Here is a 14,005-nt window from a genome sequence, read left to right as displayed (position 1 = left end):
TCGAAGTAACTTCGGGGGCGTTCCATCCCGCAGGATTGGACGACGATAGGTGACGACGGCTCCAGGCAGTCGGTGAGGCACATCCGCAAAAGCGCTTACAATCTGACGCATCGACTCATTTATACAGGCAGCCCTTAAACTTCATGAATGGGCATGGAACATGCTTAATTAAAACGCTGGATATTCAATTACTTGAGTCTGCGTCCAGTTAAGCAAAGGGTTATTTAGATAACTGTTTTATAACCTATATAACTTTGCGCTATTAAATACTGCCGACATCGAGATAACACATACCCCGTCGAGGAGATCCGCCCACCATGTCTTTAACGACTGCCAGTTCGCATCCCGAGCGCCAACTGGCGCGCAGTGACATGCAAGCGAACGTGCAAAAAAACCTGTGCACGCTCGTTGAGTCCTGCCGATCGGTTGCAGACATGTGCCGCAAAGTCGACGTCAATCGCCAGCAGTTCAACAAGTACCTGGTGGGCCAGCACGTCCCTTCGCAGAAGATTTTGCAGAAGATCGGCCGGTATTTCATGATGGAAGCTGAAGATCTTTTTCGACCGCCTACCGAATTCAAAAAATTCTATGAAGGGTATGAAAACGAGTTACCAACAGACTTGCGCGCTTCGGCGCAATTCAATCATTTCCTGCCCTTGGCCAAGCAGTCGGCGGACCTGCTCGAAGATTATCTAGGCGTTTATTACCGCTACCACAACTCGTCTATCTACAAAGGCCGAATCCTGCGCTCGGTCACTTGCCTGTATCGCGCAGATTCGATGGTCCAGTACGTCACAGTAGAACGTTTTCCGTTGCTCGATGGCAGCGGAAAAATTGGCTACTCATTTACCTACCACGGTTTTTGCCTGCTCCTCGGAGACCGTTTGTTCATGGTCGACTTTGAAGGCAAGCAACGTAACGAAATGACGTTTTCGATTCTTACCCCGCAACATCGCCGGCCAATCCGGTTTCTGTATGGATTGGTCACCGGAGTTGCCTCCTCCTCATTTCGCCAACCCTTCTCCACTCGCATGGCATTGGGGCTCGTGGACAAAGGCAAGATCCGTAAACATCACTTGCGCAATGCAACTGCCGTGCTGCCCAGCGATCAGTCATTACCACTAGAAGTGCGCGAATACATGACCGGCGATAACGCCACTATTGTCTGGGGCGGTCAGGACTGAGTCTGTCCAGGACCACCTCGACATTCAGCGTTGGTGATGCTGGCCGTCGATGATCGACGGTGCATCAACTGCCGTGTTGCCCTGCTGGGCTGGCGAGGGTTCGCTGAGCTTCTCATCGTCATTCATGGCTTTGCGAAAGCCCTTTATCGATTCCCCGACATCCGTACCCAGGTTCTTCAGTTTTTTAGTGCCGAAGATGAGGACAACCACCACCAGAATGACGATCCAGTGTTTCCAATCCAGAATGCCCATCGCGTGATGCCTCTTAAGTAGATTTGATTAGTTCACACGCGAACTGCGCGCAGTGATCACTTCGACCAACGACGGACCTTTGCTGTTCAGCGCCTTGATAAAGGTGGGATTGACCTGCGAAGCGTGCTCGACCCGCCACGCTTCCAGACCAAAATTCCTCGCGATGCCGGCGAAGTCCGGCGAGTAAGGTTTGCCATCCGGCAGATTGAACTCACCGGCGCGATGCTGCTCGACGACCGACGTCTGCACATCGCTCAATGACACATATCCGCTGTTGTTGAAGACCAGAAACACCACGGGAATACTGTGCATCACGCACACCGCCATTTCCTGCATCGACTGCAAGAAGTCCCCGTCTCCCACGGCACAAACCACCTGACGTGCCGGCATCGCGAGCTTTGCGCCGATAGCCGCTGGCACCGCCCAACCGACCATGCCGACACTGGAGGCGTACAAATGACTCTTGGGGTAATAGACGGGAATCATCTCTCTGATCAGTGCCTGAATACTCCCCGATCCGACCACTAGAATCGCATCCCTTTCCAGCACCAAGCGGAGCTCGGCCAAAGGTCGTTGAGCAAGCATGGGGGCGGCGTCACTGAGGCTGTCGGCGCGCCAGCGCGGCGTTCGATCTTTAGGCGATGCGGTTGTTTTGAACCCAAGATCCGCACGTTGTAATTCGCTGCTCGACCGAAAAGTAGCAGGCCCCAGGCTGACGTCGATCGTGGCGTTCTGCACGGCGGCCGGAATCTTCAGGCTGACCGGAACGACGCGACTGAGCATCGTATCGAACGAATGACGCAGGGCGTGCGGCAACTGTTCAATCGCCGAGACCTGCATCTGCTCTTTCGTGGTCCGCAACGGCGTGTCTTCAGGCGGATGGCCTCCGTACTCGACACTGCCTCCACTGATGATTAACATCGCAGACGAATCCGCCAATGCCGCCGCGACACCGCCCAGGGCTTTCGAAACGCCCAGAGGCACCGGCAGCAGCACCGCCATCGGGCGACCACAGGCACGGAAGTAACCGTCGGCAAGGTGCACGGCACTTTGCTCCTGCATCACTTGAATAAACGGGATGTCAGTACCCGGCGTCAGCAACGCCTCCACTAGGGCCCACACACCATCAGCCGGCATGCCGGCGACGTAGTCGACACCATTGGCTTTCAGCGCTTTCGCAACAATCTGGCCACCTGTGAGTTTCACAGAAACACTCCAATCAAACAGACGCAGGCGTCATAACGGATACACCTAGCCCTTCTCAGGACCGCTATCGGAGTATTCGCCTGGCACCCGCTCGGCTCAATTTCGCAGCTCCCGTAAAAGAGACGCAGGTTGACGCAGGTAATTGTCCGCTACAGGCTCAGGGCCACCTGTCGTCATCAGGCGGCGGCTGCGCCGATTAGGTCACTTTGATGCGTCAGTGTGCGTCGCTTTTAAAGGGGCTGCGAAATTGAGTGCCCTGCGCGCCAGGCCAATACTCGAACCATGAAAACAACAAGCCGAGCCTATCAAGCGCTGGGCGCGCCGCTTCAAGTCTTGACCTTGCAACTTGAGGAAAGCGCTGCGCCGCTCAGCCAAGGAAGAGTCAATCGGAACAGTGGAGGCCAATTGCGCAATGCTCTCTCAACCAGGCATTACAGCGCCGCCAACCTCCCCAGCTGGGTGGAAACACTGCTGGCCATAACTCTGCCGATGTACATGACTGCATGCAAAAGGATGTGTCCGGTGATACTCGCCGAGCCCGCGCCATTGCACGTCGCTAATCGTTTGCTCACAACCACCCTAGGCAGGAACTCAAAATGAAAAAAGAAACAGAGACGGGTTATGGACTGGCCGGCATTGACTTGGACTCGATCAGCTCAATGACGTTGAAGCGCCGCACGTTTTTGCTTGGCGCAGCCGCCTCTGCCGCCGGGTTATACATGGGGTCTTTTGTGCCGAGCGCATTTGCCGCCAACGCAGGCCATCTGGAAATCCTGGGCTGGGAAGGTGAAACCGGAGAAGCGGAACTGGCTGAGTGGCGCAAGCAGCGTGGCATAAGCGTTCGTTCAAGTTATGCCAGCAACCAGGACGACATTACCGCTCGCCTGGCCGGGTCCGACCCGGTGCAGCTTGACTTGACCATGTATGCGTTGGGCTACGAGACCATCTACCAGGAAATGGGCCTGCTCAAGGCAATCGACACCTCGAAGATCCCCAACTATTCGGCGGAGAATACTGTTGCGCTGTTCTATAAAGGCAAACGCTGGTTCTGGGATGGCAAGCAATGGGGCGTCCCGCTGCTGTGGGGCATGAACACCATTGTCTACAACCCTAAGAACGTCAAAAAACCTGCTGAATACAAGGATCTATTGGACCCGAAATTAAAGGGCAAACTGACCTTCGTCGATGACGGCACCTCTAACTGGTCACTCATCGCGATCATTGCCGGCTACGGCGACAAGTTCCCCAACCTGACCCGTGCCGAGTTCGACGATGCATTCGAGAAACTGAAGCCGTATCGCGATCAATGCCGAGTCTTCGCTGCATCCTCGGGCGACGCCGTTTCCCTGCTGGTGTCGGGTGAAGTTGACGCGGTGTTCTCGGCGTCCGCCAACACCCCGAGCGAAACAATCAAGCGCGGCGTCACCACCGCGTTGTCCGTTCCGAAAGAAGGCGCGGCGCTCTGGTGCGATGCCTTGTTTATCCCGAAAACGGCTAAGGACATACCGCTGGCGCTCGAGTTCATCAACAAGACGCTTGAGGCTGAAACCCAGGCCAAGATGGCCACCACCATGTTCTCTGGTGTGGTCAACACCAAAGCCGTACCCCTGCTCGCGGCTGACCTGAGAAACACCTTCGACTACGCAAACCTGGACAGCTTTTTCGAGAAATCGAAACTCTACGGCCAGCCACCCCTGAGCTCCGATAAATATGTGACCTATGCTGAATGGATCGATCAGTGGGCGAACTTCAAAGGCTCGTTCTAGAGCTATCGACAAGCCGGAGTACTGAAAGATCGGTGAACGGACTGTTACCTGAGGGTGCGTGTTTGCGGACACGCGCTCCTCGGCTCGATAGAGGCGATGGAATGGCCTGTCGGCGCCGTTTTTACGGTTCAGAAAACACCCCTGCCACACCGTGCAGGCGCTCGCCAAGGCGCCCTCGTTATCGAAACAAAAAGCAAAGGCAAACTCATGATGAACGTAGTCAACAACAGCGAGCCCATCCTTCTTGATGAAGTGGATTCGCCGACCGGTAAACACTTGAAAATCGACAAGAAAACTCTGAGCGGGTATTTGTTGGCGTCGCCACCCTTGTTCTTCCTGGTTGTGTTCTTTCTCATCCCATCGATGTTGCTGCTGGTCGCCAGTTTCTGGACCGCCAAAACCTTCAGCATGGTACCCGCCCATACCCTAACTAACTATGCGAGAGCCCTGAGTGCCAGCGGGTTCTATGACTCGTTGTGGATTGCGCTGCAAAACGGCTTCTGGACCGCCGTGCTATCGACGGTCATCAGTGCCCCAGTCGCTTATTACATTGTTTATCGCACGCGCTCCAACGCCGTCCTGTACCTGGCCTTGATCTCATGGTTCTCGAGTTACCTGGTGCGGGTCTATGCCTGGCGCTCGATCCTGGGCACCAACGGCGTGATCAACTCCACCCTGACGCACCTCGGGCTGATTGATCAGCCACTGGACTGGCTGGTGTTCAGCAAGTTCTCTGTGGTGTTGACCCTGGTGCACATCATGCTGCCCTTCACCCTTTTATTGCTGGTGTCGGGCTTGCGCGATATCAAGAAGGATTACCTCGAAGCCGCCGCCGATCTGGGCGCCAGTGGCTCGACAATTTTGTGGCGCGTAATCATGCCGATGGCGCACAAGAGCATCGTCAGCTCGTTCATGTTCACCTTTGTCCTCGCTGCCAGTGACTACGTCACCCCCCAATTGCTGGGTGGCAGAGACGCGATGACCACGGGCCTGGTGATCGCCAACCAGTTCCGCTCGGTTGGTAACTGGCCGCTGGGTGCGGCGATGGCATACCTGTTGCTGCTTGTCTTCATGCTGGTTTATGCGCTGCTGTTAGGCGTGTTGCGGGCCACCAACCTGGCGCCCGGCAAGCGTTACCACGACTGAATGCCGCCAATAAAAAATACAAGGTGACCGCCATGATCAGACTCTTCACTTACGTTTACATGCTCTTTCTCTACGCGCCCATCGCGATTATCACGCTGTTCAGCTTTCACTCATCTGCCTCGCTGTCGTTCCCGTTCGAGGGTTTCTCCACCCAATGGTATAAAGCGTTGTTCAGCAGTTCGGACTTCATGTCGGCACTGACCAACAGCGCGATCGTTGCGGCCGGCTCAACCATTATCACCACTCTACTGGGCACGTTCTCGGCACTGGCGCTGATGCGCATGAAAGGCCGGGTGAAGTCGGTGTTTGCGTTCATGAACTTCGCCCCTATCGCCCTGCCCGGTTTATTCCTGGGAATCGCGCTGGTGATTTTCTTCTCGTTGATCGGCTTGCCCCGCTCGTTGCTGACCGTGGTGATCGGCCACACGCTGTTCACCTTTCCGTTCTTCGTCGAGTCCGTGCGTTCACGCCTGGAGTACTTCGATCTGTCGTTCGAAGAAGCAGCGCGTGACCTCGGCGCAACTCCGCTCAAAGCGTTCTGGCTGGTAACGCTGCCGATCATCGGCCCGACGATTGCCGGTGCCGCGATCCTCGCGGTAGCGCTTTCAATGGACGAGTTCCTGATCACCGTGTTCGTCACCGGCAGCGACACCACGCTGCCACTCATGATTCTTTCGATGATGCGCCGCGCTGTCAGCCCAACCATCAATGCCGCCTCGGTATTCATGTTGGTCGTGACCATCGCCATCATCGTCATCGCCGGCCTGGTCATGACCCTGCGCCGTCGTCGTCTCGAACTTGAACGTGCTGAAACTGCAGAGTAATCACCATGACCAACAGTATTGAACTGACCGGAATCTCCAAGAGCTACGGCAACCTGACCGCCCTTGGCAAAGTCGACCTGATCGTCAAACGCAACGAAATTCTGACCTTGCTGGGCCCAAGCGGCTGCGGCAAAACCACATTGATGCGGATCATCGCGGGCTTCGAAGAGCCCACCACCGGCAAAGTCGTGATCGACGGCAAGGACTCCACGTCCCTGGCCCCCGAGCATCGGCCGGTCAACATGGTGTTCCAGAAATATGCGTTGTTTCCGCACCTGGATGTCTTTGACAACATAGCGTTCGGACTGCGCCTGAAGAAGAAACCGAAGGATGAGATCAAGCGTGAAGTGACCAAGGCACTCGAACTGGTGCAGTTGGAAGGCTTCAAGAATCGCTGGATCTCCGAGCTCAGTGGCGGCCAGGCACAACGCGTCGCGCTGGCCCGCGCACTGGTGAATCGCCCCGCCGTGCTGCTGCTCGACGAACCGCTAGCGGCACTGGACCTGAAGATTCGCCACCACATGCTCAACGAGATCAAACGGATCCACGAAGAGACGTCGACCACCTTCGTTTATGTTACTCATGATCAAGACGAAGCGATGATTCTGTCTGACCGTGTGGTCCTGCTGAACAAGGGCGGCATTGAGCAGATCGGTGGACCACAGGAGATGTATTGGTCGCCACGAACGTTGTTCGCGGCGAAATTTTTCGGCGACACCAACATCGTCAACGGGACGTACGGACTGAGCGACACCAGCAGCGGCTATGTTGATCTGCCATTCGGTCGATACGCGCACTCAGCCAAAAACAGCCTGGGTGCCGGACCGGTCAATGTGTCTATCCGTCCGAAAACCATCGGTCTGGAGCCTGCTCAAGGCGCGACACTGGCCAACGGCGCTTTTGCCGGAAAAGTGAAAGACTCTTCGTTCATCGGCAACCGGGTCATTTATCGAGTGGCGGTTGCCGGCGGCACCATCGACCTTAAATGCCAACAACTGCCCACCCCAGGCACCCACACGCTGCCACCTGGATCTGACGTTGCACTCACCTGCAAACCGGACAGTTTTGTGGTGATACCGGTCTGAATGCGCATGGGTTGAACAACGGCTATTGCTGCCCTCAGCAGTGGGGTTACCCGTAACGTCGACGCTGGGTCATGCGCGTTTCAACAAGCGCATGATCCAGCGTTTTTTTTGACCAGAGCGCTACATGGCAGTGGTCGACAACGCGTTGCGTGTACACGGGATTGATGTCGACTGACACGGCCTCTTCGCGAGCAAGCTCGCTCCCACAGTTTGGATCTTTGCCAGGCGCAATATTCGTGTGCGACTCAAGTCCCCCGTGGGAGTGGGCTTGTTCGCTCCCACAAGGGTTAGACCTTGAAGTTGTTCATCAGCAGCTGTTGCTGTTCGCAAGGTCATTCAAGGATTGGCTGATCCGGGCGGATTGGTCGGCCTGCTCGACCAATGCACCGGTCTCATCCCTGATCGCCGAAACGTTACGGTTCACCTCTTCGGACAAGCCTGGAACAACAAGTTTTTTCGACCGTTCAAAAAAAAGCTCCCCAAAATGGGGAGCCTGAATGCACTTGGCTGAACGGTAGAGTGACTAGCAGTACCGAGAAACGACTCTTTCTCTCGCTACTCGCTTGCCAAGTGCAGCAACTAACCAACGGCCCTGGTGAGATCCGCTAGTTCGGAGTTCGACAGAGGACGCTTGGCACCGACGCTAGCCGACTCTATAAACAGCAGCAATCAGACTGGCTTCTTATACCGGCGAATCCGGATATCGGCCTGTTCCTTGTGCCCGGCAAAACCTTCCATGCCGCACAAGCGTGAGCAGTACTCACCGACCAGCACAGACGCTTCATCCGTAAGAATGCGTTGATAGGTGCACGTCTTGATGAACTTGCCGACCCAGAGGCCTCCGGTGTAACGCGCCGTGCCAGTGGTCGGCAGCGTATGGTTGGTGCCGATCACCTTGTCGCCGTAGGAGACGTTGGTCCGCTCGCCGAGGAACAGCGCACCGTAGTTGGTCATGTGCTCAAGGAAATAGAGCGGGTCACAGGTCATGACTTGCACGTGTTCGGAAGCGATCCGGTCGGCTTCCTGGACCAGTTCGTCCACGGTGTCGCAGAGGATGATTTCGCCGTAGTCACGCCAAGCGACCGAAGCGACTGCCGCGGTCGACAGAATGGCCAACTGGCGCTCAATTTCCGCCGGCAAGGTTTCTGCCAGTTCCGCGCTGTTGGTCAAAAACACCGCAGGTGAGTTGACGCCATGTTCAGCTTGGCCGAGCAAGTCGGCGGCGATGATTTCCACATCGGAGCTGTCATCGGCGATCACTAGGGTTTCGGTCGGCCCGGCGATCAAATCGATGCCGATCTTGCCGAACAGTTGGCGTTTGGCTTCGGCAACAAATGCATTGCCTGGCCCGACGATCATGTCGACCGGTTTGAATTCCTCTGTCCCCAGCGCGAAAGCGGCAATCGCTTGTACGCCGCCGACGCAATAGATCTCGTCAGCACCGGCCAGGAACATGGCGGTCACGATGGCCGGATGAGGCTTGCCATCAAACGGTGGCGCCGCCGCGACCACGCGTTTCACTCCGGCCACTTTAGCGGTGAGCACGCTCATGTGGGCTGAAGCCAGCAACGGATATTTCCCACCGGGGATGTAGCAGGCCACGGAGTTCACCGGAATGTTGCGATGCCCCAGGATCACCCCCGGCAGGGTTTCGACTTCGACATCGTGCATTGAGGCTTTTTGCACTTCGGCGAAGCGGCGTACTTGCGCTTGGGCAAAAGTGATATCGCCGATTTCCTGCTCCGACAGACTGGCGACACACGCGGCAATTTCTTCGTCGGTCAGACGGAAGGATGCGGGTTCCCATTTATCAAATTTCTTCGAGTATTCCCGAACGGCGGCGTCCCCGTTCTTAGCAACATTGGCGATGATTTGCTCAACCGTATCGCGGACTTGGGCGGCGATCTCGGCTTGAGCTTCGACGGGCTTAGTTTTTTTCAGATAACGGATCATCAAATGGCTCCAGACGGTTCTTGGTGCACGCGGCATGCGCTCAGCACTGGCAACCATCTTTTCTCACGCCCCTACCCCAGGCAACTTCGCAGCTTCCTTATTGATGACGCGATCTGACGCAGCACAGACGCAATGCTGAAGCAGTTGCGGCAGCGCTGACCGCTCTAGCACGAGCAATCGTGTTATTCGTATAACCTTAAGTTATAAAATGCTGAATCGACCGAATCTGTTCGCGTACCTTTTAAATCTCTTTCTCGCCCGCAAACACTCATAGACCATTGGTCGTAATCATTAAAAACACGATATAGGCATTGACACTCTGGTTTGGAGTGATAGCTTAAATAAACGGTTATACGTATAACTTAATGATCACACCCAACTTAAAGAGGTGACCAACCGTGAGTCAAGTCTTGTATCTGTACGGTGGCTGGCCCGGCCATTACCCCTATGAAATTGCTGCATGGGCTCGGACCGTTTTTCAGGAACTGGATTTCGACGTTGAAGAGTCAACCGACATCTTCACATTGGACAGGGACTTGACCGGTTACGACCTGATCGTGATCGGCTGGAACAATGCGGTCACCACTGAAACGCTGACAGCCTCACAGGAAAACCGCCTGCTGGAAGCCATAGAAAGCGGCACCGGGCTGGTGGGTTGGCACGGTGCGGGCGCAGCGTTTCGCGCCAGCCTCAAGTATCACTGGGTACTGGGCGGCTCATTTCTTGAGCACCCAACGGGGGAAGGCTTTCCCCATCCTTACCAGGTCAACGTTATCGATCACACCCATGAAGTCACTCAAGGCGTCGAGGATTTCGATGTTCGGTCCGAGCAGTACTACATGCAGGTTGACCCGAACATTCATGTGCTGGCCGAAACCACTTTCGATGGCAACCCGTTCCCGTGGATCAAAGGCCATCGCAGCCCGGTCGCTTGGGTTCGGCAATGGGGCGAGGGACGAGTGTTCTATCACTCGATCGGCCACGACACCAGCAACCTGGCCGACCCGAACATCCGGCGCTTGACCAAGCAGGGTTTGAACTGGGCGACCCGCGGGCGCGCAGCAAGCACCGGGAAGTCCGCCGTATCCACCGCACTTTCATCAACCCAAGGAATCCTGTCATGACTAAATTGACCGGCAGCCAGATCGTGGCTCAAACCCTGAAAAACTACGGCGTTGAATATGTCGCCGGCATCCCCGGTCACGGGATCTGGACACTCACCGACGCCTTCCTCGAAGAAGACTCGAAACTCAAATTCATTCAGGTTTTTCATGAGCAGAGTGCGGTTCACTTGGCGGATGGTTACTACCGGGTGTCCGGCAAGCCGATGGCCGCCGTCACCTCTATCGGTGCCGGTGCAACCAACACGGTGATCGGCATGGCCACGGCCTTCACCGACTCTACCAGCCTGATGCTGATCACCGGCGGGCCACCCACGCACATGCGCGGCCACGGCTTGCTGCAGGAACTCGAACGCTACACCGACAACGACTTCCCTAAAATCGCCGAAGCCGTCACCAAGCGTCACTGGGTCGCCACCCGCGTTGAAGAACTGCCGTTCATGATGCATCGAGCGTGGAGCGCGATGGTCACTGGCCGCCCAGGCCCGGTCCACATTGAAATCCCGATGGACGTTCAGGCTGAAGCGGCTGAAGTCACCCTTCATGCCTTGGATGAACGCACCCCCATCGGCAAATGCTTCCCGGACCCTGCGGCTACCGCCCGTGCGGTTGAAGAGCTTAAAGGTTGCAAACGCCCGGTGCTGGTGATCGGCGGCGGCGTCATTACCGGTGAGGCAAGCGCCGAAGTGCTCGCCCTGGCCGAGGCCTGGAAAATTCCAGTAGTTACTACCTGGAACGGCAAAAGCGGCTTCCCGGAAGACCACCCACTGTTCGCTGGCAGTGTCGGTCAAACCGGCACGATGTGCGGCAATAAAGTGGCCTCCACCGCCGATGTGATTATCGCCGTGGGCTGTCGCTTCACCGACTGGTCATCGTCCAGTTATGCCAAGGGGGTGACCTTTGCCATTCCGCCGTCGAAGCTGATCCATATCGACATCGACCCGCACGAGATCGGCAAGAATTACCCGGTGACCGTGGGTATTTGTGCCGATGCCAAGTACGCACTGGCCCATATCGTCGAAGGCTTGAAAGGCCAGACGGTTGATCGCGAAGAATACATGAGCGACCTGCGCGGCTATCAGGACGAGTGGGAAACCAAACTGGCCGGCCGTCGTGACTCCGATCGCTTCCCGTTTACCTCGCAACGTCCGCTAGGTGCGCTGCGCAAGATTTTTCCGCGTGACACCATCGTGGTGGTCGGGTCTGGCAACACCCAAGGTGCGGTCAAACAGACCTTCCCGGTTTACACCCCCCGTACGCACCTGACGTCTGGCGGATTCTCCTCAATGGGTTGGGCTGTGCCAGCAGCCATCGGTGCCAAACTGGCGGCGCCGAACCAACCGGTGGTGTGCATCCTTGGCGATGGCGATTTCCTGATGACTTCCCAGGAAATTGCAATCTGCGTAACCAACAACATTCCGGTTGTGTTCATGATTCAGAACAACGCCGGGTACATGTCGATTCGCGGTGGCCAGCGCAAGCAAACCAGCCGCCATATCGGCACCGAGTTCAACCATCCGGACGGCACGCCCTACAGCCCGGACTTCAAAGCGGTCGGCGAAGCCTTCGGCCTGAAATCTTACCGTGTGGAGCGCCCGGAAGACCTCGAGCCCATCCTGCAGGAAGCCCTGGACCTGAACGTCCCGGTACTGATCGAAATCCCGACCGATCGCGACGCTGCGGGCCCTTGGGTGCCGGGCTGGTGGGACTTCCCGATTCCTGCCTACATCACGGATGAACGTCAGGACGAATACCAAGAACTGCGCAATTCCGAACAGCACCTATAAGAATTGGAGCGGCTCAAATGAGTGATGCATTGATTTCGCATCATGCAGAGCTGAATCCACAACCGGGGGTGCCGCGCGAGCAGCGCGCCCTCGACGTGGTGACACCTGATGCAGATGGCAATATCAACTGTGATGTCGTGATTATCGGCTCGGGCATGGGCGGTTCGACCTTTGCCCATGCGTTACGCGATAGCGGGTTCGACATCGTGATCGTCGAACGGGGGGATTTTCTGCCCCGTGAAATACAGAACTGGAGCGCCGAATCGGTGTTCGCCGAAGGCCGCTATCGAAATGCCGAGCAGTGGCTGGATGAATCCAATAAACCGTTTTCGCCGGGGGTTTTCTATTACGTCGGCGGCAACACCAAGTTCTACGGCGCAATGCTTCCACGGTTTCGCGAAGAGGACTTTGCCGAAATCAAACACGCCGAGGGCATCTCCCCCGCATGGCCTATTAGCTACGCAGACCTGGAGCCCTGGTACGCCGAAGCCGAGAAGCTTTACCGGGTGCATGGCCTGGCGGGCATTGATCCCAGCGAGCCTTGGCGCTCGGAGCCTTTTCCGCAGCCGGCGCTCAAACATGACCCCGCGTTGGCACCGCTGGAACAGAGCATGCGCCGCTCCGGGCTCAAGCCCTTCGTGATGCCTGCTGCGGTGGATTATGGCGACGGCGGTGACTGCGTATTGTGTTCCACCTGCGATGGTTATCCTTGTCTCGTCGACGCCAAGGCTGATGCTGAAGTCAGCGCCTTGAGACCGGCCCTGCGCAGCGCCAATATCAGGCTGTTGACCCGCACCACGATCAAACAACTGAAGACCGGCACGGACGGCAAGACGGTGACCGAGGCCCATGGCCTCATTGATGGTCGCAACGTGACACTTCGAGCGAAACGATTCGTCCTGGCATGCGGCGCGGTGAACAGCGCAGCCCTGCTGTTCAAGTCAGCGAACGAACATCACCCTGAAGGCTTGGGCAACAGCTCGGGGCAAGTGGGCCGCAACTACATGGTCCACAACAGCACGTTCATGCTCGCTGTAGACCCGCGGCGCAAGAACAAGGTGATCTTCCAGAAGACCCTCGCCATCAACGACTGGTACCGCGCCGGCCCGCATAATTCATTCCCCCTGGGTAACGTGCAGATGCTGGGAAAAATCCGCGAACCGATGATCAGTGCCATGCGCCCCTGGCTTCCAAAGTTTGCGTCGCGATACATCACCGACCACAGCGTCGACTTGTACCTGACCTCAGAGGATTTACCCACGCAAGACAATCGGGTCACGTATGACAAGCAACGTGGCGCGATCAAGGTTTACTGGACACCAAACAACCTGAAGGCCCATGAAGGTTTGGTGGGCAAGATCAGTAAAGTTATGCGCGAGGCTGGCTACCCCGTGATCCTGAAAGCACGCATGGGGATTGCCACGAATTCGCATCAATGTGGCACTGCCGTCATGGGCACGGACCGAGCCTCAAGCGTGCTGGACCTGAACTGCAAGATGCACGACCTGGATAACGTCTGGGTGGTCGACAGCTCATTCTTTCCGTCTTCGGCCGCGGTCAATCCGGCCCTCACCATCGCTGCCAATGCCCTGCGGGTTGCGGCGAATTTCATGCGTCCAGTGCCTTGAACGGCACAAGGTGAACCTCAAGGCTGCAGAGTAGTTCTTACTCCGCAGCCTTG

General features: G+C 56.6%; 11 protein-coding genes and 1 pseudogene. 8 read left to right on the top strand and 4 right to left on the bottom strand.

Annotated features, from left to right (window positions below; genetic code table 11):
* Window positions 1-317 precede the first annotated feature (317 nt).
* The gene (locus QN378_RS05575; RefSeq protein WP_323546306.1) at window positions 318-1,184 is read left to right on the top strand and encodes an XRE family transcriptional regulator; all 867 of its coding nucleotides are present in this window, start codon (window positions 318-320) and stop codon (window positions 1,182-1,184) included.
* 24 nt (window positions 1,185-1,208) lie between these two features.
* Here the strand turns inward: QN378_RS05575 and QN378_RS05570 are convergent, their stop codons facing one another.
* Window positions 1,209-1,436, bottom strand: a complete 228-nt coding sequence (locus QN378_RS05570) for a twin-arginine translocase TatA/TatE family subunit (RefSeq protein ID WP_323546309.1) — start codon at window positions 1,434-1,436, stop codon at window positions 1,209-1,211.
* A 27-nt stretch (window positions 1,437-1,463) separates the two neighbouring features.
* Entirely contained in the window at window positions 1,464-2,642 is a 1,179-nt protein-coding gene (locus tag QN378_RS05565; RefSeq protein ID WP_323546312.1) for a thiamine pyrophosphate-dependent enzyme, read from the bottom strand.
* A gap of 596 nt (window positions 2,643-3,238) precedes the next feature.
* Here QN378_RS05565 and QN378_RS05560 point away from each other — a divergent pair.
* The 4 genes from QN378_RS05560 (at window position 3,239) to QN378_RS05545 (ending at window position 7,463) form a co-directional block, all read left to right on the top strand.
* The gene (locus tag QN378_RS05560) at window positions 3,239-4,408 is read left to right on the top strand and encodes an ABC transporter substrate-binding protein (protein ID WP_323546315.1); all 1,170 of its coding nucleotides are present in this window, start codon (window positions 3,239-3,241) and stop codon (window positions 4,406-4,408) included.
* A 207-nt stretch (window positions 4,409-4,615) separates the two neighbouring features.
* Complete coding sequence (locus QN378_RS05555; RefSeq protein WP_323546316.1) at window positions 4,616-5,554, top strand: ABC transporter permease; 939 nt, start codon at window positions 4,616-4,618, stop codon at window positions 5,552-5,554.
* A 32-nt stretch (window positions 5,555-5,586) separates the two neighbouring features.
* Complete coding sequence (locus QN378_RS05550) at window positions 5,587-6,378, top strand: ABC transporter permease (RefSeq protein WP_323546318.1); 792 nt, start codon at window positions 5,587-5,589, stop codon at window positions 6,376-6,378.
* 5 nt (window positions 6,379-6,383) lie between these two features.
* A complete protein-coding gene (locus tag QN378_RS05545) occupies window positions 6,384-7,463 on the top strand; it encodes an ABC transporter ATP-binding protein (protein WP_323546320.1) in 1,080 nt (359 codons plus the stop codon).
* Window positions 7,464-7,750: 287 nt separating this feature from the next.
* Here the strand turns inward: QN378_RS05545 and QN378_RS05540 are convergent.
* Both QN378_RS05540 and hisD read right to left on the bottom strand, forming a co-directional pair.
* Window positions 7,751-7,899 (bottom strand): annotated as a pseudogene (locus QN378_RS05540) (hypothetical protein); the annotation flags it as partial.
* 233 nt (window positions 7,900-8,132) lie between these two features.
* Window positions 8,133-9,416, bottom strand: a complete 1,284-nt coding sequence (hisD, locus tag QN378_RS05535; RefSeq protein WP_322203108.1) for a histidinol dehydrogenase — start codon at window positions 9,414-9,416, stop codon at window positions 8,133-8,135.
* A 398-nt stretch (window positions 9,417-9,814) separates the two neighbouring features.
* Here hisD and QN378_RS05530 point away from each other — a divergent pair, with 398 nt between their 5' ends.
* Genes QN378_RS05530 through QN378_RS05520 form a run of 3 tightly spaced genes read left to right on the top strand, consistent with a single transcriptional unit; the run spans window position 9,815 to window position 13,952 of the window.
* Window positions 9,815-10,540 (top strand): ThuA domain-containing protein, encoded by a 726-nt coding sequence (locus tag QN378_RS05530; protein WP_322203106.1) that lies wholly within the window; start codon window positions 9,815-9,817, stop codon window positions 10,538-10,540.
* Window positions 10,537-12,324 carry a thiamine pyrophosphate-binding protein gene (locus QN378_RS05525; protein ID WP_323546322.1) on the top strand — a complete coding sequence of 596 codons (1,788 nt, stop codon included), beginning with the start codon at window positions 10,537-10,539 and terminating at the stop codon, window positions 12,322-12,324. The genes QN378_RS05530 and QN378_RS05525 overlap by 4 nt, the downstream gene beginning before the upstream one ends.
* Window positions 12,325-12,341: 17 nt before the next feature.
* Window positions 12,342-13,952 carry a GMC family oxidoreductase gene (locus QN378_RS05520; protein ID WP_323546325.1) on the top strand — a complete coding sequence of 537 codons (1,611 nt, stop codon included), beginning with the start codon at window positions 12,342-12,344 and terminating at the stop codon, window positions 13,950-13,952.
* Window positions 13,953-14,005: the final 53 nt, after the last annotated feature.

It is taken from the genome of Pseudomonas sp. 10S5, assembly GCF_035019745.1.
Taxonomy (GTDB): domain Bacteria; phylum Pseudomonadota; class Gammaproteobacteria; order Pseudomonadales; family Pseudomonadaceae; genus Aquipseudomonas.
This window is presented reverse-complemented; position numbering and strand designations above follow the sequence as displayed.